The sequence below is a fragment of the Acinetobacter terrestris genome, from assembly GCF_004331155.1.
Taxonomy (GTDB): domain Bacteria; phylum Pseudomonadota; class Gammaproteobacteria; order Pseudomonadales; family Moraxellaceae; genus Acinetobacter; species Acinetobacter terrestris.
Map to the genome: position 1 here is coordinate 118047 of NZ_SJNZ01000002.1, position 25426 is coordinate 143472.

Consider the following 25426-nt stretch of genomic DNA (forward strand, 5'->3'; position numbering starts at 1 on the left):
CCCTCCTGAAAGGAGGGGAATTCCTCTCTTTTAAAAAGGTAGGTTAGGAGGATTCTTTTAAATATTAATCTTAACGCTGCTTACGCTTTCTATATTCCACTGGCGTTTCATTGGTCCAGCGCTTAAAGGCACGATAAAAAGTACTTGGCTCGGAAAAACCGGTGAGATATACAATCCGTTCTACACTTTCCGCTGTATTGGCCAACAATTTTTTTGCCAAACGACAGCGATAATCAGACAAGATTTGCTGGAAACTGGTATTGGCCTCAGACAGCTGAGTACGCAAACGGCGCGGCGTAATATTCAAATGCGTCGCAACGGTTTCTAAAGTCGTTTCACCACTTTCTAGTGTTGAACCGATGGCACGGCGAACCTCACCGACCAAGTCATAACGTGCGAGTTCTTGCAGCTTTTCAAGCGCCAGTTGCTCATGTAACTGTAATAACTCAGGTTCTGCTTGCCATAACTGATAATCCAAAATGGCAGGATCAAAATATAAACGTGTTTCCTTTTGCCCTAAACTGACCGGACATTCGTAAACCCGAAAATATTCCTCATCAAACGCACCCTGGCTAAAATTGAAGTCGATATAAATCGGCTGAAAACGGCCTTCGGTAATAAATTTAAAGAAGCGCAATACCCCAGACATCGCACATTCAGAAAAATGACGATTGACCAAATTGTCCGACCAGGCACCCTGCTCCCCATTGGTGAGATAGCAACGGTCATCTTCAATAATCAGTTTGGCATGAAATGCATCACTGATCAGTCGTTGATAGGCCAAGGCCCGTTTTAGCCCTTCACCAAAGTTTTCACTCGAAATAAATAGGTGTTCAATCACCTGCCCACGATATAAAGGCAGGTGTTCACCTAAATGCAAACCGATGTCAGGATCTTTACTCACCTCCTCTGCAGCCACCCAAAACGCATATTGGGCACTGAGCGGCGTACGATCATTGGTTTCGACCTGATTTAAGGCCACACCAGCTTTCGTTAAAATTTCTTCAGTTGGCAAACCTGAACGACGAATGGCCTGGTAGCCCAATCGCAAAATAACCGATGCATCAGTTAACTGACCCACGCAAAGACCTTCCTTATATATTATTCATTTATACTTAAAAAGATTAATTTTAGATTAACTGCGATTGACCAAACTGACAACAGAACAATACGATTTTTTGTAGAAAAAATTTATACCCATGGTTCGCTTATTTAACTGACAGATGATCGAGCAAAGCCGCATTGTGCCTTGTTTTATGCAAAAAAATTGACTATAATTTGCGCCTTTCCAATTTATTCATTCAGGTAGGCTATGGCCAATAAAGAGGAACTCATCGAGTTCGAAGGCGTTGTCACCGAGACGCTTCCTAATACTATGTTCCGTGTACGTTTAGAAAACGGTCATGAAGTGATTGCTCACATCTCTGGTAAAATGCGTAAACACTATATTCGTATTTTAACTGGCGACAGTGTTAAAGTAGAAATGACTCCTTATGATTTGACCAAGGGTCGTATTACTTATCGTGCACGCTAAGTTTTAGCGAAAGCAAAAGCCACTTTACAGTGGCTTTTTTATTATCTGCAAAACGCAATCTTGACTCAAAAATCGACTTAAAAATTGACTTTAAATACAGATCCAATCTATAAGTAAATGGATTAAAACCTATTAGAAATTTAAAAATATCACTATAAAATGACATTTAATAGAAAACATCTTTCTCTAGCCAATATGCTCGCCTGTCTAATTTTTCTCATGGCATGTTCGACAGGTGGCAATCATCGTCTTGATCAGTCTCTACAACACTATGGGGGTCAAATTGCAGATCAAGTTCGCAGCCAGCTTGACCTGAATAAATGGGATTTAAGGCCACGCAAGAACCGACTCAGACAGCAGAATTGCTCAGCTACACCATTGTTCGTGATATGAATATCCGATGGGTACGCCCAATATTAGCCCCAGCATCTCGATGGGTGCACCGATGCCGCCCCCTCAAATGGGGGGTTATAATCTCGAGATGAAATGTCAGATAGGGTTTGCTCTAAAAGAAGGAATTGTTCAATCCATTGGTTATGCTGGTAGAGCGTGCTAATGCCAGAGTACAGCCTAAAGCCTGTGTCAGGTTTTAGATAATAGGCTTTGATCTCCAGTCCCCCATCTGTACCGTGTATCAAATAACAACGTTCATTGACAGTTTATCCATCTAAAATAAAGTTTTATTCAATGGAGAAAGCCATGTCATTTCTTCCCTCCGTTGGTCTGTTTACCACGCTTTGCTTATTGTATGGATGTGCTACCTCCCCAATCACCACCGCACAACAACGTGAAGCTTACTTGCAGCAATTCATTGGGCAGACCAGCCAAAGTATTCAAGCCAACCTGGATTTGAGCAGTATCGATTATCAGCAAGTACAATCACCTGCCCTAGATAATCAGACACTCACTTATACCGTGATTCGTCCTATCACCATTCCTGCACCCATGGCACAAAATCCTGCTGACATCGATTCTGGTGCAGTCCCCATACAAATCACGCCTCGAGCGCAAAGCTATGATGTGAACTTGCAATGCAAAATTATCTTCCGTTTAGAAAACAACATTGCCAAGTCTGTTCATTACTCAGGACGAACCTGCTAAATCAGGCCAAAATATCCATAAAAAACGCAGCTCTTTGGCTGCGTTTTTTTATTTAGATCTTGATGGCTTAGTTCAGAGCTGTAACCACAGCTTGACCCATTTCAACAGTACCCACTTTGCTCATGCCTTCAGACATAATATCTGCTGTACGCAAACCTTGGTCTAATACATTACCTACAGCATCTTCAATGGCTTGTGCAGCAGTTTCTTCACGGAAAGTATAACGAAGCATCATGGCAACCGAAAGAATGGTTGCAAGTGGATTTGCCAGGTTTTGACCTGCGATGTCTGGTGCCGAACCGTGGCAAGGTTCATACATGCCCTTACCATTTTCATCTAAAGATGCAGATGGCAACATACCAATTGAACCGGTTAACATTGCCGCTTCATCCGACAGGATATCACCGAACAAGTTAGACGTTACAATCACGTCAAACTGTTTAGGCGCACGTACCAATTGCATAGCGGCATTGTCCACATACATGTGTGACAGGTTGATCTCTGGATATTCTGCTTCTTTCATTGCAGTAACTGTTTGTTTCCAAAGCTCAGTCACTTCAAGGACATTGGCTTTATCGACAGAACATACTTTACCACCACGTAAGCCTGCAAGCTCAAATGCTACTTTGGCAATACGCTTGATTTCAGATTCTGAATAAACGTCAGTGTTAAAGCCTTGTTTTTCACCGTTTTCGAGTTCACGAATACCGCGTGGTTGACCGAAGTAGATACCACCGGTCAATTCGCGAACGATGAGAATATCTAAGCCAGATACGATTTCCGGTTTTAAGCTTGAAGCATCTGCCAATTGTGGATACAAGATTGCAGGACGCAAGTTAGCAAAAAGATTGAGTTCACTACGTAATTTTAATAGACCACGTTCCGGGCGAATTGAGCGTTCGATCGCGTCCCATTTAGGACCACCGACCGCACCCAGTAAAATTGCGTCTGCTTTTTTTGCCTGTTCAGATGTTTGTTCAGGATATGGAGCACCATACGCATCAATCGCGGCACCACCCAATAAACCTTGTTCCCAAGTCAAACCTAAATTGAATTTTTCATTTACGCGTGTGAGTACTTGCTCTGCGGCTTTAACAATTTCAGGACCGATGCCGTCACCAGCTAAAATCAAAATATGTTTAGACATGAGATTTTCCATTTTTCAATTCAGTCATTTGACTGATGGGGATTTTAAATTTTTTTGTTCTACAAACTCGCCTAAGCCATTCAGGACATTATAAGGTTTGCAGAAACGCCGAATGGTCATTTGCTCTTGCTGAAGCTCAACACAGAGTGGATCAGGTGCAGAGGCATTCAACAAATTACCTTTATGATGGGTTCGGTCACGATACATCTTAAAGGTATAGTGTTTTTGCGACATGAAATTGTGGAATACATGCAAAGTTTCAGCGCGGTCTGTCGAGATCGGATAGAAGCGAATCACCAATTCATGCGGTCCTTTCGGTACAGACAAAAACAAGGGATTAGCGTCATTTAATGACTTCTCTTTTAAACGGACAATCCCTTGCTGAATGGCTTCACGACCCACCCGATGACTTTGAGCATCGACAATGTGAATCTGATCCAAACGTTCAAATTCACATTGTTCTGTACCGCTACAGAAGATCAAGGCATTCAATTCTGTCGATTTTGTTTCTTTCACATGTTTAATGCGTACGGTATCAATGCTTTGGCATGCACTTAAGGATGCGACCATAAGACCAAGTACCGCAAGCTGACCATAAACTTTTGCCACTGTTCGAGCCCCCTCACCAATTAAAGCCAACGAGATATTTTTATGGACTCGATATTAGCAAGAGTTAAGCTCCGATACTACTAGCGCTGAAAATTCAAACAATTAACTGCGAATTTCCTGAAATACCCAAGGACGCGATTGCTTGGTTTTCTCTTCATAGACACGAATATCATCTGCGGCTTGAAGAGTTAAACCAATATCGTCCAAACCATTCAATAAACAATGTTTACGAAATGGGTCAACTTCAAATTTAAAGCTTTCGCCCGATGGTGTACGTACTTCTTGGGCTTCAAGATCAATAGTTAACTGGTAACCTTCAGTCGCAAAGCATTCTTTAAATAATTGATCCACAATCTGTTCAGATAAGATCACCGGCAACATGCCGTTTTTAAAGCTGTTGTTAAAGAAGATGTCTGCATAACTTGGTGCAATCACGGTACGGAAACCGTATTCTTCCAATGCCCACGGTGCATGTTCACGACTTGAACCACAACCGAAGTTGGCACGAGAAATCAAGATTGAAGCGCCTTGATAACGCGGTTGGTTCAACGCAAAATCAGGATTTTTTGGGCGTTTTGAGTTATCTAAACCCAAATAACCTTCATCCAAATAACGCAATTCATCAAACAGGTTTTCACCGAAACCGGTACGTTTAATCGATTTCAAAAACTGTTTTGGAATAATTAAATCTGTATCGACATTGGCACGGTCTAATGGTGCAACGATACCTTGTTCAACGGTATATTTTTTCATGTTGTTTACTCCTATTAGCCGAAATTAGAATGAACGTACGTCAACGAAATGACCTGCAATTGCAGCTGCTGCCGCCATGGCTGGACTCACCAAGTGCGTACGACCGCCATTACCCTGACGACCTTCGAAGTTACGGTTAGAGGTTGAGGCACAGTGCTCGCCCGGTTGCAATTTGTCAGCATTCATCGCCAAGCACATAGAACAGCCTGGTTCACGCCATTCAAAGCCAGCTTCCAAGAATACTTGATCCAAACCTTCCGCTTCGGCTTGCTGTTTCACCAAACCAGAACCCGGAACCACCATCGCCTGTTTAATTGAAGATGCAACTTTACGGCCTTTAATCACTTCCGCAGCAGCGCGAATATCTTCAATACGCGAGTTGGTGCACGAACCAATAAATACGCGGTCTAACTGAATGTCAGCCAATGCCTGACCTGCATTTAAACCCATATATTGATAAGCACGAGTCCAGTCCTTGCGTTGCACGTCGTCTTTGGCTTGCTCTAAAGTCGGCACGGCTTCAGACACCGGAATCACCATTTCAGGCGATGTTCCCCAAGACACTTGCGGTTCAATTTCTTCACCTTGCAACACCACGACAGTGTCAAAGTGTGCGCCCTCGTCCGAATGCAAGGTATTCCAGTATTCAACGGCTTGATCCCACTGCTCAGCTTTTGGTGCGTAGTTACGACCTTTGACATATTCAATCGTTTTGTCATCGACAGCGACCATACCCACACGTGCACCGGCTTCAATCGCCATGTTACACACAGTCATACGACCTTCGATCGACATGTCACGGAAGACCTGACCACCGAATTCAATCGCATGACCTGTACCACCCGCCGTACCAATTTTACCAATGATCGCTAACACCACATCTTTTGAAGTGACGCCTTGACCTAATACGCCATCCACACGCACTAACATGTTCTTCATTTTCTTTTGAATTAAGCATTGAGTCGCCAATACATGTTCAACTTCTGAAGTACCAATCCCGTGTGCCAAGCAACCAAATGCACCATGCGTCGCCGTATGTGAATCACCGCATACCACGGTCATACCCGGCAAAGTCAAACCCTGTTCAGGTCCAACCACGTGCGCGATCCCTTGACGGATATCATTGATTTTAAATTCAACGATATTGAAAGCTTCACAGTTGTCATCCAAAGTTTGAACCTGGATTCGTGAAGTTTCATCTTCAATACCTGCAATACCTTGATCACGTTCAGCTTTTGAGGTCGGCACATTATGGTCTGGAGTAGCGATATTGGCACTTAAACGCCAAGGTTTACGACCGGCAAGCTGTAAACCTTCAAAAGCTTGGGGTGAGGTTACTTCATGCAATAAATGACGATCGATATAAAGTAAGGCTGAGCCATCATCTCGTTGTTTTACTAAATGGTCATCCCACAATTTGTCATATAAAGTCTTTGCTTTTTGGGTATTGCCTGCCATGTCGACGCGCTCCATAGAACTGGGTAATGCTTTTATTAACTTCGATTATAACCACGTATTCGCATAAATCTAATTTATCATTTTTATTAGTTTGAAAACTTTTTGGAATTAGTTATTAGTCTATCTAAAGCTGCACTTTTGCAAAATTTTATCTGCATACTTTTCAAATCAAGACGCTATTTACGCATGGTTTTTGAACCCATCAAAATCGATTATTTCGTTACCGAGCAGCCTCAACTTTGCATAAAATGATCGAGTCTATGCTGCATAGGCAACTTCAATTTACCTACACACTGAATGATTTCAAAACTTGTCAGTAACTAACCAAGCACCTATTTCGCAGAATACTCTTTACTCTGTGCCAGTTGCTCAATCGCCTTGATTAATTCAGCCCTGGCCTGATTACACTCAGCAGCGGCTCTGTTTTCATCACCTTCATCGTCTGCAAGCTCGTAGACACCCATCCTTTTTTCGACCGCTTCTTCGAATATATCCAACAAGTATTTAATATGTTTAATGTCCATGATTTATCTCCTGCTAGAAATGCATCAGTAATTGATACCGTGCACTTGTTTTTATAATTGACCCACTTTCCAATTCGTAAAACCGATTTAAAAATACAATATATTCGTTTTTACAAATTAAATAAGACTGATTATCATTTAGCCATATCCCGAGTAAAGATTGAGGACTTAGCCCATGGCTCATATTCAAAAATTCGTTGACAACAACCAGCGTATGTTTAAGAAAACCTTTAGCTATTACATTATGCACATCACCATTGCCATGTTGGTAGGCTATTTCGTGACAGGAAGTATCTGGATGGCTTTAACCCTAAGCTTACTTGAGCCCACCATTCAGGCCTTTGCCTTCTTTTTCCATGAAAAAGTGTGGGAAGCAAAAGCAGCTAAAAATACCCGACAGCAAGAATATAACCAGTTAAACGCAAGTTAAACTATATGAGTCTTGGGTTTAGGTGTGCTCTTCTTTATTAAAATCACTCTCCTTTATAGAGTGATTTTTTATTTCCATGATTCAAATTTACATCTTTATACATTTTTATGTATATATTTTAGGATTAGATTCACTATTAATATAATAATATTTTATAATTATCTTAATATTGTATAACCAGACTATTACTATGAATCTTGCTGCTTTTGAAGCGTTTGTTAAAGTCATGGAAACCGGCTCTATTTCACTGGCTGCCGATCTGTTATTTATTACCCAACCGGCAGTGACTAAACGAATTCATAGTCTAGAAGAATATTTTGGAGTGAAACTTTTTGAATCTGCAGGTCGTGGCGTTCAAGCGACCCATGCCGCACATTCGCTGCTACCCAAAGTTAAAAACTGGTTAAATGAACTGGGTGATATTCACCACACCCTCAGTCATGAACAGGGACAAGTTCAGGGCAAACTCAAAATTGGCACCAGTCATCATATCGGCTTGCATCATTTACCCAGTCACCTGCGTAATTATGTTCAGGAATTTCCGAATGTAACCTTGGATGTGCATTTTGTCGATTCTGAACAGGCGCATGAAAAAGTGCTTGCCGGTGAATTGGAACTGGCATTTTTAACGCTTCCCCCACAGGGCGATGATCGCCTGCGTTATGTCACCATCTGGAATGATCCTTTGGTGTTTGTGGCTGCGCCTTTTCATCCTCTAGCCAATCAGAAAGATTTGCAACTGGAAGATCTGACGCTCTATCCAAGTTTATTGCCCGCTGCCCAGACCTATACCAGTCAAATCACCTTGGCTGAATTTGAAAAACGCGGTCTGAAACCAAAAATTAGCATGAGCAATAACCCGCTCGAATCCATCCGGATGCTGGCTTCCATTGGTCTGGGCTGGTCGGTATTGCCCAAGACTTTACTGAATCAAGATTTACAACAGCTCGATATTAATTTTGAGATGAACCGTCAATTGGGTATGGTCTGGCATCCTGGACGCACTCAGTCTAAAGCCGTTTTAGAACTGATTAAAATGATGAACGGATAAAAACAAAAAGCCGTCTTAGCGACGGCTTTTTCATATTAAACCAGCGAGTTCATCGTTAATTGCTGATTTCAAGTTGAGGCAAAACTCATTTGTATCTTTCACCTCAACATAAAACTATTTCTTAACTGAATCTTCATGTAAAGATTCATTCAACTGATCGACAACAATAGCCCAAGAGCCATCGGATTTAAGTTTTTCCGATAATAACTGGTGTTGTGATTCGGTCCAGAAACCCGCTTCGGTAATTTTGGTCTCGGCAGGAAGCTGATGTGCGGCAATGAACTGTGCAATGGCCTCATCACTTGAGTCTAGTCCGAGTTGCTCAAAAAGGTTGGTCATTCGTGGTCTTACATTACTCATTATCATCCCTCTACGGATCATTAATCACTGATATCAGCATAGCATCATTCAAAACCTTTAAAAGCATCCGAGACGATTTAAAAATCTATAACATCGCAGCAGGTTTGATAAAAAAAGCCTGACTGATCTTTTAATCAGTCAGGCTTTAAGTCTTTATTTAAAAAAGATTTAAAGTTGAATTAAATCGACCAGTCCTGAATTTCCCAATCTTGTTCTTTGGCAAGAGCTGCTAAACGTTCATCCGGATTCACCGCAACCGCATGGTCGGCATACTCCAACAAGAAACGGTCATTGATTGAATCTGAATAAGCCCAAGATTCTTCCACCTTTCGCCCCGAAAGCCATTGTTCCAAACGGATCAGTTTACCTTTTTGGTAACATGCGGTATTGATGACTTTGCCGGTATATTTACCGTCAATGACTTCTGCATTGGTGGCAATAATTTCAGTAATGCCAAACTCATGAAAAATCGGTGCAGTAATAAAATCAGAAGTGGCGGTAATGCCGACCAGCTCATGCCCCGCCTGTTTATGTTTTTGAATCGCGGCAAAACCTTCGGGACGCATTTGTGGGCGAATCACTTTTTTCATGAATAATTCATGTAATTCAGCCAAATAATCATGGTCATGCTGGGTTAAAAATTCAAATACAAATTCGTTATAAGCAATCGGGTCCAGTTGCCCGGCTTTATAGTCTTCATAAAACTTGTTATTCATTTGGCGATGTCGGATCGGATCGACTAAACCTTCGTTAACTAAAAACTCACCCCATGAATAATCCGAATCGGTGTTTAGCAAGGTGTGATCGAGGTCAAATAAAGCCAATTTCATGAAAATACTCGTAAAAACTGCAATTTAAGAAAAAAATTGTAAATCTATCTCCGCTAGTCGATAGAAATTCGTTAAGATCATAGCAATTTTTAACATTTAAGCTGTGCTTTTTTTCGAGATGGATATAGAAATAATAATCCCCGAACAAAAAGCTACACATTAAACATGATTTAGGTAGCCAAATGATCGACTCAGAAGGTTTCCGACCGAATGTCGGGATCATTTTGGCAAACGACGTTGGACAGGTTTTATGGGCAAAACGCATTGGACACAATGCTTGGCAATTTCCACAAGGAGGTATCCAGTATGGAGAAACCCCTGAACAGGCACTTTATCGTGAGCTGAGAGAAGAAGTTGGCTTATTGCCCGAACATGTTCAAATCGTAGCGCAAACAAAAGGTTGGCTACGTTATCGTTTGCCTCAACGGTATATACGCTCGGATTCAGACCCGGTATGTATTGGTCAAAAACAAAAGTGGTTCTTGCTCAAACTGACGGCTTCAGCAAAAAATATTCAGCTGGATTTGTCTGATCCACCCGAGTTTGACCAGTGGCAATGGGTAAGTTACTGGTATCCATTAGGACAGGTCGTGAATTTTAAGCGCGATGTATACCGAAAAGCGATGGTGGAACTGTGTAACCAGTTACCGTCTATATAAGCATAAAAAAATCGCATGAAAATGCAGATTTTTTAGTAGCATGTTGTTATAAATAAAATAGATTTATACTTTTTTTGGAGCAGATTTTATGTCGAATATGCAACTGGACACCTTAAGACGCATCGTGCAGGAAATCAATGCGTCCACCAGTTTGCATGAATCACTCGACATTATGGTCAATCAGGTGGCAAATGCCATGCATGTTGATGTCTGCTCCATTTACCTGCTTGACGAACGTAACCAGCGTTATCTGCTCATGGCTTCTAAAGGTTTAAAAGCGGAAGCTGTAGGCCACGTTTCCCTGCATACAGGTGAAGGCTTGGTCGGTCTGGTCGGGCAACGTGAAGAAATCGTCAATCTGGACAATGCACCCAAGCATGAACGCTTTATCTATCTTCCGGAAACCGGTGAAGAGATTTACAACTCTTTTCTTGGCGTTCCGGTGATGTACCGTCGTAAGGTGATGGGTGTACTGGTCGTTCAAAATAAAGAATCCCAAGACTTTAGCGAAGCGGCAGAATCTTTTCTGGTCACCTTATGTGCCCAGCTTTCTGGGGTGATTGCCCACGCACATGCGGTCGGAAATATTGATGTTTTCCGTAAACCCAACAACCTGCCCGCGTATAAAACCTTCCAAGGCGTGTCTGGTTCTGGAGGCATTGCCTTAGGCCGCGCCGTGATCCTGTATCCCCCTGCGGATTTGGCTTCTGTACCGGACCGTGAAGCAGATGATATCAGTGAAGAACTGGAACTGCTGGATCATGCAATTAATTCGGTTCGTGAAGAAATCAAATCTCTTGATGAAAAAATGCAAGATGCCTTGATGGCGGATGAACGTGCGCTATTTAGTGTGTTTCTACGCATGCTGGATGAAAATGCACTTCCTGCCGAAATTAAGGCCGAGATTCGCGATGGCAACTGGGCACAAGGTGCGGTTCGTATTGTGATCGACAAGCATATTGCCCTGTTTGCGCAAATGGAAGATGGCTATTTACGTGAACGCGTTTCCGACCTTAAAGATCTGGGGCGCCGTATTTTAGCCTTCTTGCAAGAAGCAGATGCCAGCCATCGGGAACTGACCGATGAAAGCATTCTGATTGGTGAAGAAATTTCCACGGCGGCACTGGTAGAATTGCCGGTAGATAAAATTGCCGCGATTGTCACCACTGAAGGTGCGATGAACTCGCACATGGTGATTGTGGCACGTGCACTTGGTATTCCAACTGTAGTGGGTGTCACTGAACTGCCGATTAATACCCTGGATGATGTCGAGATGATTGTCGATGCGCATCAGGGTCGGATTTTTATTAATCCACCACGTCGCTTACGTAGCCGCTATAAAGAAATTCAAAAAGAAGAAGAACAACTGGCCAAAGATTTAAAACAGTATGAAACCAAAGATGCCATTACCCCGGATGGTGTTGCGGTTAAACTGTTCGTCAATACCGGCTTAATGATTGATGTGGTCCGTGGCGTACAACGGGGTGCCAAAGGCGTCGGCTTATACCGCTCTGAAATTCCATTTATGCTACGTGACCGCTTCCCTGGCGAAGAAGAACAGCGTGCCATTTACCGTCAGCAGCTGAGCCACTTTGCCAATAAACCAGTGGTGATGCGGACTTTGGATATTGGTGCAGATAAGGATCTGCCTTATTTCTCGATTGAAGAAGATAACTCGGCACTCGGCTGGCGCGGTATCCGCTTTACCCTGGATCATCCTGAAATTTTCTCATCACAAATTCGTGCCATGTTAAAAGCCAGTATCGGTCTAAATAACCTGCACATCTTGTTGCCGATGGTGACCAGTGTCAGTGAAGTTGAAGAAGCTTTATATTTGCTGGAACGCGACTGGACAGCGGTGCAAGAAGAAGAACAGGTTAAAATCACCAAGCCGAAAATAGGCATTATGGTTGAAGTACCCAGCGTACTTTTACAAATTGAAGAATTTTCAGAGTTAGTCGATTTCTTCTCGGTCGGTTCCAATGACTTGACCCAATATTTACTGGCGGTTGACCGTAATAATCCACGGGTTGCCAATGTCTATTCGCACTTCCATCCGGCGGTATTACGTGCCTTAACCCGTCTGGTTAAAGAATGTCATAAGTATGATAAACCGGTCAGCATTTGTGGTGAGATGGCAGGTGATCCATTAGCGGCAATATTATTGATGGCAATGGGCTTTAATACCCTGTCGATGAGTTCGAGCAATATTTTGCGGGTACGTAAAGCGATTTGTCATGTGCCGATGAGCGAGGCACTGCAACAACTGGAACATGTTTTAAAAATGGATAATCCATTGATTGTGAAAAGCTGGATGGAATATTACTTTAAGACCCATGGTCTGGCGGATATGGTGAAATCTGCAACACGCATTGTCGGTGCTTAAGCTCACATTCAAATAAAATTCAAAGCAGAGAAACTAAAAGGGCGATAATCATCAGAATATCGCCCTTGCTTATGTTTGCTATAACCACGTTTTGCATTTTTCTTTCGGTCTACAAACACTTGGCTTTTGTTGACCTCATGCATGTGTTTTGCCACAAAGTTGTTGATCACAACCTCTGGCTGTTGCTTTTGTTTCGCCATTTTATTCACCTTTTAAGTCAAGATTTTTTGTACTCTTTTCCACCAATTACGTGGGAAAGTGATCATATACCTTTTAGAACAGTTTACAAGCATATTTATGGGGATGGGTTTAGAGATTTAAAGGTTAATTAAAAATCCTCTCCCTTGCATAGCAAGACTGCTCAACTCTCACAGAGAGAAAACTTCATTACTAATTCAATCCTTGATTCTCTAACTTAATATTCTCTCTCCTGTGAGGAGATGAAGAATCTCAAAATATATTTTGATTCCTCAAGGCAAAGGCTCATTAAACCCAAGCTTATAAATACCCTCCCTCTGAGGGAACATTTCATTTTTAAATCAGGGCTGAGAAAGAAATTATAAATGGAAAGTTCCCCCTCTCCTTTTAGAAGAGGGCTAGTGAGAGATCAATTCAGAAACAGACCTATAAATGCTTACCCTGCATTGCGGAATATATTCCTCATTTCCGAGGGTACACGGATTTAAATGATGCTCTACAAATTTAAAAAGTGTCCTTCTCTTTTTTCAGGAGAGTAACAGCATTGCCACGTCAGGGAACGCGTGAAAGTCAAATTAAGATGCGAATGCCCTTTGCAGCAACTGTTCCACATCCACATCTCTAGAGTTCAGCATACCGACCACTTGTCCATGAAAAGCTCGATAGCGGGACTGGATAAATCCGTGAGCAACAAAATCAGGCGCATGACGCTTCAATAAAACCGCTTGTGCCAAAATCACCAGACGGCTGACCAGACTGCGGCCCATAAACTGTAAATCTTCTGGTGATTGCTGGAACAATTTAAACAGGCTTTGTAATTCATTTTGCAAGGTTTCATCCTGCAGCGCAGTAGATGCCAAATCTTGAAACAGCACCTCGATGGATTCAGGTTCACGCTGAATGGCACGCAGTACATCCAGACACATCACATTGCCCGAACCTTCCCAGATCGTATTGACTGGCGCTTCTTTGAAAATACGCGCCATGATGCCGTTATCGACATAGCCATTGCCGCCAAAGACTTCCATCATCTCACCGGACAGCTCGACTGCACGCTTGCAAATCCAGAACTTGGAGGCTGGCGTCATAATCCGTTTCCAGGCTTGAGATAAGGCATCTTCAGATTCATAGCAATGTGCCAAATGAAAACTTAAATGCATGGCTGCTTCGGTTTCCAAAGCTAAATCGGCCAGTACAGCGCGCATCAAAGGCTGTTCGGCCAAGTGTTTACCAAAAGCCTTGCGCTGACGGGTATAGGCAATACATTGCACCAAAGCCTGACGCAGCATGGCTGTACTGCCAACTGAACAGGTCAGGCGAGTGTAATTGGCCATTTCAATAATGGTCGGAATCCCGCGCCCCGCTTCGCCCATCATCATGCCCCAGGCATTGTGAAACTCGACTTCGGAACTGGAGTTGCTGCGGTTGCCGACTTTGTCTTTAAGCCGCTGAATGTGAATCCTGTTTTTGCTGCCATCTTCCAGCCAGCGCGGTACAAAGAAACAGGCCAAGCCATCCTGCTCTGTTTTGGCAACCACCAAATGCGCATCGCACATCGGTGCCGAGAAAAACCATTTATGTCCGGTCAGCAAATAGGCTTTGCCACGGCCTGACTCAGCCACAGGAACGGCAACAGTTTCATTGGCACGCACATCCGAGCCACCTTGTTTTTCGGTCATGCCCATGCCCAGCCAGATTGATTTTTTCTGGGCAATTGGCAGGTCACGTTCGTCATATTCACTGGACAGCAGTTTTGCGCCAATTTTGCTCCACAGTTCAGGTTCACGCTGAATTAAGGGAATACTTCCAAGCGTCATGGAAGTTGGACATAAACTGCCACATTCAACCTGTCCGCTTAAGTAAAAACGGGTCGCCCAGTCGACCCATTTGCTAGAGAGTTCAGGCGCTACAAAAGGATGGGCATAGGTATTAAATTCACGGTTGAGCCTCATCCACTGATGCCACGATGGATGAAATTCGACAAAGTCTTTACGGCGGCCTCGCGCATCAAAGGCATGCAAAATCGGCGTGTGATGATTGGCAAGGTCTGCATATTGATAATATTCAGATGAACCGGCCACTTTGCCCATTTGCGCCAGGCTTGCCTGATCCTGGCTGCCATAACGGGACAGGATTTCCTGCAACACCTGATCGGTTTCAAACAGGTTGTAGTCTTGCAGTTCATCAAACTGGTTGCTGATCTGATGGGTCGTCCATGCCTGATTCGATATATGCATCGTCTAAATTTCCTGCTTGTTGTTCTGGGCGTTTCACTTCAGTATAGAGAAAAAATAGCCACAGGATGTTCGGCTTTCTTATATGAAAATTTCAGCAGTCCAAGCACGTCGAAAGCCGCGTCAATCCAGAGCAAAGCTGACTCAGGAAGCCTTGCAGGAAAGTTTTGTTCGGCTTTTGTATGAACGCAATGCAGACGAGATTACTATTCGGGAAATTACCGATCTGGCGGGTGTGGGTTTGGGCACTTTCTATGAATATTTTTCAAAAAAGGAAGACTTGATCGCGCTGACCATTCACAGGCAGGTAAAACACAATGCCGAGAACTTAAAAAATTATGCACAAAGTCTGATCAGGTTATCCACAAATTTAAGTCTGGAAGATTATTTAGAGCAGATCGTTCATTTTCAGATTCAGCAGATTCAGGCTCAGCAATTTTTATGGGCGCAGACATTTTTACTGGAACGGCAAGTGTCGAGTCAGGATGCCTATCAAAAACATTATCAGCTGATGACAGAACTCTGGAATGACATTCTGAAACCTTTTATTCAACAAGAACAGCTCCGACAACGTAGCGCATTAAACCTGCATCGCATCAGTTATGGATTCATTTCTCAAACACTGCTTGTCAATTGTCATTTCAAAGACTGGGAGGGTTTAACCCAAGATATTTTAGCCGCTGCGCAATCTTTCGTCGGCAATCTGAATCCGGCTGTGATTTCTCATGAGGTGAGCAGAAAGCCAGATATTTGAATGATCGAATATTCCTTTTAGCAACAGCAGATTAATCCATTTGTTTTTATTGAGGCTGCGCTTTACAGTCTTTAACCATCAAGAACGTTGTTTATCGCTACTCATTTCCTGTTTAAGCTTTTAATTTTCATGGAAAATGAATGTATTGGCAAATGACAGATGAACTGAAATGGCTATGCTGTAAGTCTGGATAAATAAAACGGTTAATCACAGCGTTGAAATTCCATAACGCGACCGGCTTCCCCCTTGCTGCTCCTACTGGAGAAATACAATGAGCCAAGACCCTAAAAAATGTCCCGTCTCCCACCTCACCACTGCTTTTGGCGCGCCGGTTACGGACAACCAGAATAGTTTGACGGCAGGTGCACGTGGTCCGCTACTTGCCCAAGATTTATGGCTGAATGAAAAACTGGCGAACTTTGTCCGTGAAGTGATTCCAGAGCGCCGTATGCATGCCAAAGGTTCAGGTGCATTTGGTACTTTTACCGTAACGCATGACATTACCCCATATACCCGCGCGAAAATTTTCTCTGAAATTGGTAAAAAAACCGAAATGTTCGCCCGTTTCACCACCGTTGCAGGCGAACGTGGTGCAGCCGATGCTGAACGTGACATCCGTGGTTTTTCTTTAAAATTTTATACTGAAGAAGGCAACTGGGACTTGGTCGGTAACAATACCCCGGTGTTCTTCTTGCGTGATCCACGCAAATTTCCCGACTTGAACAAAGCGGTGAAACGCGACCCGAAAACCAATTTACGCAGTGCCACCAATAACTGGGATTTCTGGACCTTGCTGCCAGAAGCCTTGCACCAAGTGACCATTGTGATGTCAGACCGCGGTATTCCAAAGTCTTACCGTCATATGCATGGTTTTGGTAGCCATACTTACAGTTTCATTAATGCCAATAATGAACGTTTCTGGGTCAAATTCCATTTCCGTACTCAACAAGGTATTCAGAACCTGACCGATACAGAAGCGGCAGCCGTCGTTGCAGCAGACCGTGAAAGCAACCAGCGTGATTTGTTTGATGCCATTGAAAAGGGTGATTTCCCGAAATGGAAACTGCAAGTTCAAATCATGCCGGAAACCGATGCTGAAAAAGTGCCGTATCATCCGTTTGATTTAACCAAAGTCTGGCCACATGGGGACTATCCGCTGATTGATGTCGGTGAGTTTGAATTAAACCGCAATCCGGAAAATTTCTTCCTGGATGTTGAACAGTCGGCATTTGCGCCAAGCAACCTGATTCCGGGGATTAGTGCTTCTCCAGACCGTATGTTGCAGGCACGCTTGTTTAACTATGCCGATGCGCAGCGTTACCGTTTGGGTGTGAATTATCAACAAATTCCAGTCAATGCCGCGCGTTGCCCGGTTCATTCTAACCATCGTGATGGTCAAGGGCGTGTCGATGCCAACTATGGCGGTTTGCCGCACTACGAACCAAACAGCTTTAGCCAATGGCAGGAACAGGCTGAATACAAAGAACCGCCTTTGAAAATTTCCGGCGATGCAGCACATTGGGACTTCCGCGCAGATGATGCGGATTATTTCAGCCAGCCACGTGCCCTGTTTAATTTAATGACCCCTGAACAACAGCAGGCATTGTTTAACAACACCGCGGGTGCGATGGGCGATGCGCTAGATTTCATCAAATACCGTCATATCCGCAACTGTTATGCCTGTGATCCTGCCTATGGCGAAGGCGTAGCAAAAGCTTTGGGCATGACTGTTGCTGATGCTCAAGCTGCGCGCGCAACTGATCCAGGTCAAAACAATCCGGGCTGGCTTTAATCCTTTAATTTAAGCTCATGAAGAAACCGCCTTCGGGTGGTTTTTTTATTCATTTAAAAAGATATATTAAAGAGAACTCAAAAAAAGAAGTATTAAAAATGGAGCAGAAAATTGAAGATATCATTCAGCAATATGACATTATTTTGTTTGATGCCATTTGCGTGATTTGTAATGGGTGGGCCAAATTTTTAATCAAATACGATAAACCTGCAAAATTTAAACTGGTTTCCGCACAATCCCCTTTAGGTGAGGCAATCCTAAAATATTATGCGATGTCGACCGAGCATTACAGCACGATGCTGGTGATTAAAGATGGGCAACTTTATACGGAATCCACTGCGCTGCTTAAAGTCATGCAGCATCTCGGACTGCCATTTTCCCTCATGAATTCAGGTTATCTGATACCGCGTTTTATCCGGGATTTTCTTTACAGACGTGTGGCATTAAATCGCTATCAACTTTTTGGAACCACCGATAACTGCCTGCTTCCATCCGCTGAAAATAAAAGTCATTTTCTGGATTATGCCATCCGTGAATCATAAGCTTCAGTTAGATCAGCCCCTTCGGCTGATTCAAATCACACTGGCTGGACTTTGGATTTATCAGGGATTAATCCCTAAAATACTGTTTCAGTCGACTGCGGAAATCACCATTTGGCAGAACATGGGCCTAGAGCTGCCTCTGGCAAAAATGTGTGTTGCTCTATCTGGCCTGATTGAAATCATGTTTGGCTGTACTTTTCTGATTTGGCAAAGAGCAGTCTTCCTCCATCAGCTGAACATTGTCGGCTTGAGTGGATTATTACTGCTGATTATGCTTACAGATCCCATACAGCTCAGCACTGCATTTAATCCAGTGGTGATGAATACTGCCATGATCGTCATTTCAATGCTTGCCATTCAACTTTTCAAGCTTAGCCAACAGCAAGCTTAAAAAAAATCAGACCACCAAACGCCGTCCTTCACGAATACAGACAAAAGGATTCATCAGCTTTGAGCTGTTCTTCATTGCCACTTTTAAATCGATTTCCGGTTGTTCACGACTTTCATCGGTCAGTTGAAAGGTTCGATAATGAATCGCCAGCGAACATTTTGAATGTAAATCCTGATGCGCCTGAAAAGCTTCCTGCGGATTCATATGCATATAGCTCATCAGTTCACGCGGTTCATAAGCACCTATTGGTAACAATGAAATACGCGGTGCACCCAAACGGTTTTGAATTTCCTTAAAATGCGGTGCATAGCCAGTATCTCCGGCAAAGAAACAATGATCTTTTCCAGCAAGCACTGAAAAACCGCCCCACAGTGCCCGATTATGATCACGCAAGCCTCGGCCGGAAAAATGTTGTGCCGGGGTATAAATAATTTTTAAGTCATGCAATAAAGACGATTGCCACCAGTCCATTTCCAGCACGTGGAAACTTTTTGGTAAATACCATGAATTGCCCAGTCCGGTATAAATCGGCATGGCAAATTTGTCATGCAACCAGTTTAAGGTAGCCAGATCCATATGGTCATAATGGTTATGACTGAGCAGCACCGCATGGATGGTCGGCAGCTCTTCTAAAGCTATCCCGGCAGGGATGACCCGTTTCGGACCCTTGCCCTGCTTGGGACTGACATATTCGCACCACACCGGATCGGTGAGCAGGTTATACGGACCAATCTGTAGCAGCACCGTGGCATGCCCAACAAACCACACTTGCCAGTCATCAATACTGGCCTCGGGACGGTCTTGCGGAATCGCCCGTTTAGTGGCATGGAATTCGGCATATTCTTTATCAATATCCACATTCCAGGTCGATGACTTACGGGTGAGCAGCCATTTGATCAGGTCTGCACGGCCACGCCCCGAAGGACGTGGTAATGCATTAAAGAATCGATCACCATCATGATGATTCGAATGCATAAATTGAAATGAAGGCTGACGCCAGGTATGTGACCAGCATTCTTTAGTCGGGAGTCGAAAGTGTAATTGCTCGGGCTTTTGCTTCATGTACATTCAATTTCTTAGTGTGACGTAAATATTCAAAATCCGATATTTTGAATATTGCGCCATATATATCACGTTTTTTATTCCAAACGTCCTTTCATACGTTCCAACCACACTTTTTTAGTTTGCGGTTTAATAAACAATGCCACAATTTCAGGATGAATCTGTTTAATTTTCGCTTCAATTCTGTTGACGCAGGCTTCGATGTCATCTGAACTTAAATTGTCTTCAAATTCCAGACTGAGCGATGCAATCACCTGATGGGCGCCCATCTGCTCGGTCAGCACGCCATTGGCAGAGAGTACAGCGACATCTTCCTGGGCAATCAGCAAGATATTATTACGTAACTCAGGAGCCGCCGTTTCACCCAGTAACAAGCCCTTGGTTTCCCGTCCCAGCAAAATCGCCGAAACCGCCAATACAATCCCAATCAGGATGGAAGCAACCCCATCCAACTCTGGCATATTTAACTTGTGGGCTAAATAAATCCCGATCAAGGCAATGAACAGGCCACATAAAGCTGCGGTATCTTCAAACAATACGGTAAATGTGGTCGGATCTTTACTGCGTCGAAAAGCCTCGAAATATCCCTCCTTGCCTTTCACTTTACGAAAAGCTTTTAAGGCAACCAGCCAGGAAGCCCCTTCACAAAGAATCGCGACAATTAACACCACATAATTAATGGTGGGATTGAGCATTTCTTCAGGATGGCGCACATGTTGTATGCCCTGATAAATAGACACGATTGCACCCAGTGCAAACACCATCAGCGCCACAATAAACGCCCAGAAATACAGTTCACGCCCATAACCAAAGGGGTGTTTAACATCCCCCGGCTGTTGTGATTTTTTCATGCCATAGAGCAATAAAATTTCATTTAGCGTATCAACCACCGAGTGAATGGCTTCACTGAGCATGGCCGAACTATTGGTAATATATGCAGCAATGAACTTGACCAAGGCAATCGCCAAATTGCCTGCCAGCGCAGCATAGACCACCACTTTATTCGAATCAGACATTCAAATTTGTCCTAAATTTATTGTTATCAAATAGATCTATTTGATTTTTCTGTATATCCAATTTTCATATTAACTAAACTACGCTGATAAATTCTTTACATTTTGTTGTTGCCTGCTTTAAATGGCGAATCGTTAGGCAAGGCGCATCGGCATATCCCGGCCATGAATCATGACATCAGATTTAGCCATTCAATTTTTAAGACGAAGAACCACTGTAAAGCCGATCGCGAATAGAATCCCTACCCGATTTTACATTTCGAATTTAAGAATCAAAGAAGGAAGCCAAGTTTCCTTTCATGTTCAAATTCCCGATTTAAAGTTTGGAAAAATACTGCTCGCGCCATTCTTTCCAGAAATACATCACAATCCCGAACATCACCACTGCAATGCCGAGGAAAGCATTCGGACTGATATGTTCATGATTTAAAGTTGCACCCAGTACCAGCGCAATGATGGGCGTCATCACGTTACTCAGCGACACGGTAGAGGCTGCCAGACGGTGAATCAGCCAGAAGTAACACAGCATCGCCACAATGGATGACATGATCATGGTAAACACAAAACCAATCATGGTTTGCATACCCGGCATCTGAGTCGGCATGTGCTGCCAGATAAAGGGCAATAAACACAAGGAGCCGAGCGCTGAAATGATCAAAGAGCCGGTGGCTTGTGACATTGGACTTAAAGGCGCATTAATCTGCTTTACCCAAAAGATCGAGCTGATATAGGACACCATACTGATCAGCATTAACACCACACCAATCGGATTGATCTTGCTGTCTGCTGAATCGGCAAAAACGAAGCTTAAACCGGAAACGGCAATCGCCATACCCAGCCATTGCAACCCGATCAGCTTTTGGGTTTTTAAAATGACGTGTCCAATTAAACCGGCAATTAAAGGTGAAAAACCGAAAATCAGTGCCATTAAACCTGAGGTCAGATAATTGGCTGCAAGATAGATAAATAGCTGTGCGCCAATTAAATTTAAGCTGCCTGCCAGATAGCTTTTCATCGAGGTATGATCGAATGGCAAGGGATCACGCATCAGCTTGAGTAAAAACAGCGCAATGATGGATGCCCCGAAGTAACGGATGATCAACACCCACATCGGGTGAATTTCCTGCACACTCCAGACAATCGCCAGTGGCGTCGTCGCCCAAATCAAGACCAGTAAAGCGTAGATACTTGCCGTGACCAGCATGGAAGATGAATTTGAATTCATAAATAACTCAATTAAATTTTATTAGGGAGAGTTGAACTAAATTCTTGTTCAAATCCACTATCAACAATACTAAGGGCGACAGGAATGTCGCTGCTAAACGGGGATATAGGAACATCTTGCGAAGTAGTACTTCTCATCATCTTCGAAAAGTAAAAAACACCTGCGCAAAGGTATTTAAATTCATAATGTGATTTATGGTTGTGATCTCAATATTATAACAACCATAAAAAAACAGACCTATGCAAAGCACAGGTCTGTCCATAAATAGTTCAGCAAGATTTAAGCAATTTTGCGTAAGTCTTGTGCCAAATCTAAATGCTTTTCAGCTTCAAAAGCGGTATTTTTGCTGATCATTTTTTTCAAATGACGCATTTCTTTCGCAGCATTAACAGTAATACCGGCAACAATTTGACCATCAGTCACACCGTACATCACGAATGAATTGTCTGCACCTTTGGCTACATCCATTTCACCGCGAACCAGCCATTGCGCCGCTGCCATATCACCGACGAACTGGAAGTTGATATCCAGTTGATCTGTCCAGAACCACGCTGGATTGGCTTTTGGATGTTCAACGCCCATCACGTGACGCGCAAAAATACCGGCTTGCAGATTGGCATTTTCCCAAGTTTCGACACGGCGGTGATTACCACAGTCACGAATTTGGGTGGCTACATCGCCTGCTGCATAAATATCAGCATTTGAGGTCTGGCAGTTCTCGTTGACTTTAACCGCAACATCAACGTCAAGACCCGCATCGACTGCAAGCTGAGCATTGGGTACGATCCCAATACCGTAAACCACAGCATCAGCACGAAGTTCTTCGCCATCAGCCAAAGTTACCACCACTTCTTCGCCATCAAGTCGGCAACCGGCAATCTGGGTTGAAAGACGAACATCTACACCTTTGGCACGGTGCTGTTCAAGCAAAAATTCGCTCAGGATCCGTGGTGAACAACGGCCCATCACCATTGGACCCATTTCAATCACAGTCACATCACAATCTTTGAAACGTGCAGATGATGCAAGTTCAAGACCGATCACACCACCGCCAATCAAAATTAAACGACGACCGGCTTGAAGTACAGGAACCAGCGCTTGAGAATCTTCAAGGTTACGCAAGGTGTAAACGTGTTTACCCAAAGCATCGAAGTTTGGCAAACGACGCGCTGCACCACCGGTTGCAAGAAGCAATTTGTCGTAGGCAACCACTTCACCATTTTTTAGAACCACGTTGTGATCTTCAGCGTTGATTTTCACCACGCCATTGCCACGAATCACGTCAACATTCAAATCAGCCAGTTTTTGTTCTGACAGGATTTCAATTTTGGTATCTTCAGGTTTAAGAATCACATCTTTAGATAACGGCGGACGTTCATAAGGCAGATGAGTTTCATCGCCTACAAGAATAATTTTGCCTTCGTACTTGTTGCCACGAAGTTCTAAAATAGCGCTGGCACCGGCTTGACCTGCACCTACAATAACGATGGTTTCGATGTTACTCATGTGCTTTACCCTTTTAATTCTGCAGATACAATGCCGAAGCCTGCAATCCATTCACTGATTGCTTCATAGACCTGGGTGGTCATTTCGTATTCGCCCAATTCAGACAGTGCTGCAAATGCGGCAATCCATGAACGAACTTCCTGACCACCACGGCCACCTTCACGGCGAATGTCTGCTTCAGTCATGGCTTCAATTGCTGCGAAATCGGCATTCTTGAAGGTTTCAAGCAATGCAATATCCCATTCAGCATTTAAAGGCACGGCTACAGAGGTATCCCCTGCTGCCAGCTTTTGACCGACTGCAATAATTTTTTCCTGACGTGCTGTACGTGCTTCAGGACTAGGATTACGGCCACAAATCAGGAATTCTTCCACTGCAGGTGGAACTGAACCCATTTGCGGTGTCGGTGGATCATGTGAAAGACCACCTGTTCCTAAAATAAGAACACGTTCATTTTCAAGATTTAAAGATTTGATAAACTGGCCAATCGCACGACCTAAAGCTACGGTACGCTTGGTGGTTGGCATAGGCGCTGCGGCACCATTAATAAAGACCGGAATCGTTGGATAACGATCGAGTTGACCACTGCACAGGAAATGCAAAGGTTGAGTCACGCCATGGTCGGCCTGCATGCGGTAAGAGTAAGCAACATCTACACCTTCATCCAATACGCGGCGCACCAGGGCAAGCGCAGTATCTTCAGGCACGTTAATCTTGTTGTTCTCTGCACCATAATTCCAGTCCCCTGCGGCTGTGGCACGAATACCCACGCAGAAACTTGGCATTAAGTCGTAAAAGAAACCGTTAAAATGGTCGGGTCCAAAAGTAATAATTAAAGTTGGATCAAAGGCTTTGACTTCAGCTGCCATTTTTTCAAACGCGGCACGAACATTGGTTTCCTGTTCTGCACGTTGTGGCGAAGCAAATTCCATTAATGGGCTGTGTGAAGCACAAATAAGTTTAACGGCCATGTTTGACTCCTAAACGGAAGGCAGCCAAAAGGCTGCCGAGTATAGTTCTTTGTATTTAAACGCTTTAATCTTTTAAAGACCTAGTCTTCAAAGAAGCCTGCGCGCGGCTGACGTAAACCGCGAATACCCAAACCACATTCAGCGTTAATTAAAACACCAGTCAGCGGACGGTTATTGGCACGAGACGCCAGCAATACATAAGAACCAGTCATATCTTCAGGTTCTGGTAAGAAATTCAGTGGCATGCCACGGGCAATTTTCTCAGGATCACGTGCATCAAGCAGACCAAGATTTTCCTGACCGAGTGACGCCGCACCTTTGATATTCACATTCATGCCAGATGGCGCAACTGCATTGACCCGCACTTTCGGTGCAAGCTCGTAGGCAAGCTCTTTCATGATGCCCACACCGGCATGTTTAGATGCGGTGTAAACTGGACCACCACCTGCTGAATACAACGCAGAGTTAGACAAGGTGAAGATGATTGAACCTTCAGATTTCACTAACTCGTCCAGCGCAGCTTTGGCACCAAGAATAAGAGACTTGGTGTTAATGCCCATGATTTCATCAAAGGCTTTTTCCAGCTGCTCGCCAGAGGTATTCACGATATCAGCGTAATGATCCCAGATGCCTGCATTACCCACGAAACAGTCAAGTTTACCAAAACGCTCAACGGTGGCTTGAACAGCACGGACATTGTCTTCATAGTTGGCAACATCACCAGCGATCGCAAGAACTCGACCACCAAAGTGTTCATTTAAAGCATCGACTTTCGATTGTGAACGCTGAAGAACCGCAACTTGTGCCCCTTCTTCAAGAAAACGTTCAACCAAAGCCCAGCCTAAGCCTGAACCGCCCCCGGTAATAAGTGCAACTTCGCCTTGTAGCCAGCCCAT

The 25426-nt window shown here is 43.7% G+C and carries 26 protein-coding genes and 1 pseudogene; 11 read left to right on the forward strand and 16 right to left on the reverse strand.

Annotation, left to right across the window (positions count from 1 at the left end; genetic code table 11):
* Window positions 1-70 precede the first annotated feature (70 nt).
* A complete protein-coding gene (locus E0H81_RS01815) occupies window positions 71-1081 on the reverse strand; it encodes an AraC family transcriptional regulator (RefSeq protein WP_131267178.1) in 1011 nt (336 codons plus the stop codon).
* A 231-nt stretch (window positions 1082-1312) separates the two neighbouring features.
* On the opposite strand from E0H81_RS01815, the gene infA reads away from it, so the two are divergent.
* The 3 genes and pseudogenes from infA (at window position 1313) to E0H81_RS01830 (ending at window position 2635) form a co-directional block, all read left to right on the forward strand.
* A complete protein-coding gene (gene infA / locus E0H81_RS01820; RefSeq protein ID WP_001284370.1) occupies window positions 1313-1534 on the forward strand; it encodes a translation initiation factor IF-1 in 222 nt (73 codons plus the stop codon).
* A gap of 195 nt (window positions 1535-1729) precedes the next feature.
* Window positions 1730-2090: pseudogene (locus E0H81_RS16345) on the forward strand (hypothetical protein).
* A 143-nt stretch (window positions 2091-2233) separates the two neighbouring features.
* A complete protein-coding gene (locus tag E0H81_RS01830; RefSeq protein WP_131316045.1) occupies window positions 2234-2635 on the forward strand; it encodes a hypothetical protein in 402 nt (133 codons plus the stop codon).
* 67 nt (window positions 2636-2702) lie between these two features.
* On the opposite strand, the gene leuB is transcribed toward E0H81_RS01830, so the two are convergent.
* From leuB to E0H81_RS01855, 5 genes are all read right to left on the reverse strand, one after another.
* Window positions 2703-3782, reverse strand: a complete 1080-nt coding sequence (gene leuB / locus E0H81_RS01835) for a 3-isopropylmalate dehydrogenase (protein WP_131316047.1) — start codon at window positions 3780-3782, stop codon at window positions 2703-2705.
* 24 nt (window positions 3783-3806) lie between these two features.
* Window positions 3807-4352 (reverse strand): hypothetical protein, encoded by a 546-nt coding sequence (locus E0H81_RS01840; RefSeq protein ID WP_378235407.1) that lies wholly within the window; start codon window positions 4350-4352, stop codon window positions 3807-3809.
* 141 nt (window positions 4353-4493) lie between these two features.
* Complete coding sequence (gene leuD / locus E0H81_RS01845; protein ID WP_131316051.1) at window positions 4494-5144, reverse strand: 3-isopropylmalate dehydratase small subunit; 651 nt, start codon at window positions 5142-5144, stop codon at window positions 4494-4496.
* 24 nt (window positions 5145-5168) lie between these two features.
* Window positions 5169-6602, reverse strand: a complete 1434-nt coding sequence (gene leuC / locus E0H81_RS01850) for a 3-isopropylmalate dehydratase large subunit (protein WP_131316053.1) — start codon at window positions 6600-6602, stop codon at window positions 5169-5171.
* 332 nt (window positions 6603-6934) lie between these two features.
* Window positions 6935-7126 (reverse strand): hypothetical protein, encoded by a 192-nt coding sequence (locus E0H81_RS01855; protein WP_131316055.1) that lies wholly within the window; start codon window positions 7124-7126, stop codon window positions 6935-6937.
* 175 nt (window positions 7127-7301) lie between these two features.
* Between E0H81_RS01855 and E0H81_RS01860 the strand changes: the two genes are divergently transcribed.
* Both E0H81_RS01860 and E0H81_RS01865 read left to right on the forward strand, forming a co-directional pair.
* On the forward strand, window positions 7302-7556 hold the full coding sequence (locus E0H81_RS01860) for a DUF2061 domain-containing protein (RefSeq protein WP_131267185.1): 255 nt from the start codon (window positions 7302-7304) through the stop codon (window positions 7554-7556).
* A gap of 190 nt (window positions 7557-7746) precedes the next feature.
* Window positions 7747-8607 (forward strand): LysR family transcriptional regulator, encoded by an 861-nt coding sequence (locus E0H81_RS01865; protein WP_131316057.1) that lies wholly within the window; start codon window positions 7747-7749, stop codon window positions 8605-8607.
* Window positions 8608-8721: 114 nt separating this feature from the next.
* Here E0H81_RS01865 and E0H81_RS01870 read toward each other — a convergent pair whose 3' ends face one another.
* The gene (locus E0H81_RS01870; RefSeq protein WP_131267187.1) at window positions 8722-8967 is read right to left on the reverse strand and encodes a DUF2789 domain-containing protein; all 246 of its coding nucleotides are present in this window, start codon (window positions 8965-8967) and stop codon (window positions 8722-8724) included.
* 179 nt (window positions 8968-9146) lie between these two features.
* Window positions 9147-9797: an HAD family hydrolase gene (locus E0H81_RS01875; RefSeq protein WP_131316059.1), complete on the reverse strand. Its 651-nt coding sequence runs from the start codon at window positions 9795-9797 to the stop codon at window positions 9147-9149.
* Between the two features lie 182 nt (window positions 9798-9979).
* Between E0H81_RS01875 and E0H81_RS01880 the strand changes: the two genes are divergently transcribed.
* Together E0H81_RS01880 and ptsP are read left to right on the forward strand one after the other, a co-directional pair.
* Entirely contained in the window at window positions 9980-10456 is a 477-nt protein-coding gene (locus tag E0H81_RS01880) for an RNA pyrophosphohydrolase (protein WP_131267189.1), read from the forward strand.
* Window positions 10457-10544: 88 nt separating this feature from the next.
* On the forward strand, window positions 10545-12842 hold the full coding sequence (gene ptsP, locus E0H81_RS01885; protein ID WP_131316061.1) for a phosphoenolpyruvate--protein phosphotransferase: 2298 nt from the start codon (window positions 10545-10547) through the stop codon (window positions 12840-12842).
* Window positions 12843-12850: 8 nt separating this feature from the next.
* Here ptsP and E0H81_RS01890 read toward each other — a convergent pair whose 3' ends face one another.
* Both E0H81_RS01890 and E0H81_RS01895 read right to left on the reverse strand, forming a co-directional pair.
* On the reverse strand, window positions 12851-13042 hold the full coding sequence (locus tag E0H81_RS01890) for a DUF7230 family protein (RefSeq protein ID WP_131316063.1): 192 nt from the start codon (window positions 13040-13042) through the stop codon (window positions 12851-12853).
* Window positions 13043-13615: 573 nt separating this feature from the next.
* Window positions 13616-15277, reverse strand: coding sequence for an acyl-CoA dehydrogenase family protein (locus E0H81_RS01895; RefSeq protein WP_131316065.1), 1662 nt, complete (start codon window positions 15275-15277; stop codon window positions 13616-13618).
* A gap of 82 nt (window positions 15278-15359) precedes the next feature.
* On the opposite strand from E0H81_RS01895, the gene E0H81_RS01900 reads away from it, so the two are divergent.
* The 4 genes from E0H81_RS01900 to E0H81_RS01915 all read left to right on the forward strand — a co-directional run bounded on the left by E0H81_RS01900 (window position 15360) and on the right by E0H81_RS01915 (window position 18753).
* Window positions 15360-16028 carry a TetR/AcrR family transcriptional regulator gene (locus E0H81_RS01900; protein ID WP_131316066.1) on the forward strand — a complete coding sequence of 223 codons (669 nt, stop codon included), beginning with the start codon at window positions 15360-15362 and terminating at the stop codon, window positions 16026-16028.
* Window positions 16029-16299: 271 nt separating this feature from the next.
* Window positions 16300-17820, forward strand: a complete 1521-nt coding sequence (locus E0H81_RS01905) for a catalase (RefSeq protein ID WP_131316067.1) — start codon at window positions 16300-16302, stop codon at window positions 17818-17820.
* 98 nt (window positions 17821-17918) lie between these two features.
* A complete protein-coding gene (locus E0H81_RS01910) occupies window positions 17919-18362 on the forward strand; it encodes a thiol-disulfide oxidoreductase DCC family protein (RefSeq protein ID WP_131316069.1) in 444 nt (147 codons plus the stop codon).
* Window positions 18352-18753, forward strand: a complete 402-nt coding sequence (locus tag E0H81_RS01915) for a DoxX-like family protein (protein WP_244926485.1) — start codon at window positions 18352-18354, stop codon at window positions 18751-18753. The genes E0H81_RS01910 and E0H81_RS01915 overlap by 11 nt, the downstream gene beginning before the upstream one ends.
* A 6-nt stretch (window positions 18754-18759) precedes the next feature.
* Here E0H81_RS01915 and E0H81_RS01920 read toward each other — a convergent pair whose 3' ends face one another.
* The 6 genes from E0H81_RS01920 to hcaB form a co-directional block, all read right to left on the reverse strand.
* A complete protein-coding gene (locus E0H81_RS01920; protein ID WP_131316073.1) occupies window positions 18760-19815 on the reverse strand; it encodes an MBL fold metallo-hydrolase in 1056 nt (351 codons plus the stop codon).
* A gap of 77 nt (window positions 19816-19892) precedes the next feature.
* Window positions 19893-20831: a cation diffusion facilitator family transporter gene (locus E0H81_RS01925; RefSeq protein WP_131316075.1), complete on the reverse strand. Its 939-nt coding sequence runs from the start codon at window positions 20829-20831 to the stop codon at window positions 19893-19895.
* Between the two features lie 313 nt (window positions 20832-21144).
* The gene (locus E0H81_RS01930) at window positions 21145-22053 is read right to left on the reverse strand and encodes a DMT family transporter (protein WP_131316077.1); all 909 of its coding nucleotides are present in this window, start codon (window positions 22051-22053) and stop codon (window positions 21145-21147) included.
* 279 nt (window positions 22054-22332) lie between these two features.
* The gene (gene hcaD, locus E0H81_RS01935) at window positions 22333-23559 is read right to left on the reverse strand and encodes a 3-phenylpropionate/cinnamic acid dioxygenase ferredoxin--NAD(+) reductase subunit (RefSeq protein ID WP_131316079.1); all 1227 of its coding nucleotides are present in this window, start codon (window positions 23557-23559) and stop codon (window positions 22333-22335) included.
* 5 nt (window positions 23560-23564) lie between these two features.
* Window positions 23565-24530 (reverse strand): 3-carboxyethylcatechol 2,3-dioxygenase, encoded by a 966-nt coding sequence (locus E0H81_RS01940; RefSeq protein WP_131316081.1) that lies wholly within the window; start codon window positions 24528-24530, stop codon window positions 23565-23567.
* A gap of 80 nt (window positions 24531-24610) precedes the next feature.
* Complete coding sequence (hcaB, locus tag E0H81_RS01945) at window positions 24611-25426, reverse strand: 3-phenylpropionate-dihydrodiol/cinnamic acid-dihydrodiol dehydrogenase (protein ID WP_131316083.1); 816 nt, start codon at window positions 25424-25426, stop codon at window positions 24611-24613.

Coding starts and splice junctions, on each gene's coding strand:
- E0H81_RS01895 (WP_131316065.1), bottom strand. CDS start 15,277: ATGCATATATCGAATCAGGCATGGACGACCCATCAGATCAGCAACCAG.
- leuB (WP_131316047.1), bottom strand. CDS start 3,782: ATGTCTAAACATATTTTGATTTTAGCTGGTGACGGCATCGGTCCTGAA.
- hcaD (WP_131316079.1), bottom strand. CDS start 23,559: ATGAGTAACATCGAAACCATCGTTATTGTAGGTGCAGGTCAAGCCGGT.
- E0H81_RS01910 (WP_131316069.1), top strand. CDS start 17,919: ATGGAGCAGAAAATTGAAGATATCATTCAGCAATATGACATTATTTTG.
- leuD (WP_131316051.1), bottom strand. CDS start 5,144: ATGAAAAAATATACCGTTGAACAAGGTATCGTTGCACCATTAGACCGT.
- E0H81_RS01890 (WP_131316063.1), bottom strand. CDS start 13,042: ATGGCGAAACAAAAGCAACAGCCAGAGGTTGTGATCAACAACTTTGTG.
- ptsP (WP_131316061.1), top strand. CDS start 10,545: ATGTCGAATATGCAACTGGACACCTTAAGACGCATCGTGCAGGAAATC.
- hcaB (WP_131316083.1), bottom strand. CDS start 25,426: ATGGGCTGGCTACAAGGCGAAGTTGCACTTATTACCGGGGGCGGTTCA.
- E0H81_RS01840 (WP_378235407.1), bottom strand. CDS start 4,352: ATGGTCGCATCCTTAAGTGCATGCCAAAGCATTGATACCGTACGCATT.
- E0H81_RS01855 (WP_131316055.1), bottom strand. CDS start 7,126: ATGGACATTAAACATATTAAATACTTGTTGGATATATTCGAAGAAGCG.
- E0H81_RS01870 (WP_131267187.1), bottom strand. CDS start 8,967: ATGAGTAATGTAAGACCACGAATGACCAACCTTTTTGAGCAACTCGGA.
- E0H81_RS01905 (WP_131316067.1), top strand. CDS start 16,300: ATGAGCCAAGACCCTAAAAAATGTCCCGTCTCCCACCTCACCACTGCT.
- E0H81_RS01860 (WP_131267185.1), top strand. CDS start 7,302: ATGGCTCATATTCAAAAATTCGTTGACAACAACCAGCGTATGTTTAAG.
- leuC (WP_131316053.1), bottom strand. CDS start 6,602: ATGGCAGGCAATACCCAAAAAGCAAAGACTTTATATGACAAATTGTGG.
- E0H81_RS01925 (WP_131316075.1), bottom strand. CDS start 20,831: ATGTCTGATTCGAATAAAGTGGTGGTCTATGCTGCGCTGGCAGGCAAT.
- E0H81_RS01830 (WP_131316045.1), top strand. CDS start 2,234: ATGTCATTTCTTCCCTCCGTTGGTCTGTTTACCACGCTTTGCTTATTG.
- E0H81_RS01875 (WP_131316059.1), bottom strand. CDS start 9,797: ATGAAATTGGCTTTATTTGACCTCGATCACACCTTGCTAAACACCGAT.
- E0H81_RS01880 (WP_131267189.1), top strand. CDS start 9,980: ATGATCGACTCAGAAGGTTTCCGACCGAATGTCGGGATCATTTTGGCA.
- infA (WP_001284370.1), top strand. CDS start 1,313: ATGGCCAATAAAGAGGAACTCATCGAGTTCGAAGGCGTTGTCACCGAG.
- E0H81_RS01865 (WP_131316057.1), top strand. CDS start 7,747: ATGAATCTTGCTGCTTTTGAAGCGTTTGTTAAAGTCATGGAAACCGGC.
- E0H81_RS01920 (WP_131316073.1), bottom strand. CDS start 19,815: ATGAAGCAAAAGCCCGAGCAATTACACTTTCGACTCCCGACTAAAGAA.
- E0H81_RS01930 (WP_131316077.1), bottom strand. CDS start 22,053: ATGAATTCAAATTCATCTTCCATGCTGGTCACGGCAAGTATCTACGCT.
- E0H81_RS01940 (WP_131316081.1), bottom strand. CDS start 24,530: ATGGCCGTTAAACTTATTTGTGCTTCACACAGCCCATTAATGGAATTT.
- E0H81_RS01900 (WP_131316066.1), top strand. CDS start 15,360: ATGAAAATTTCAGCAGTCCAAGCACGTCGAAAGCCGCGTCAATCCAGA.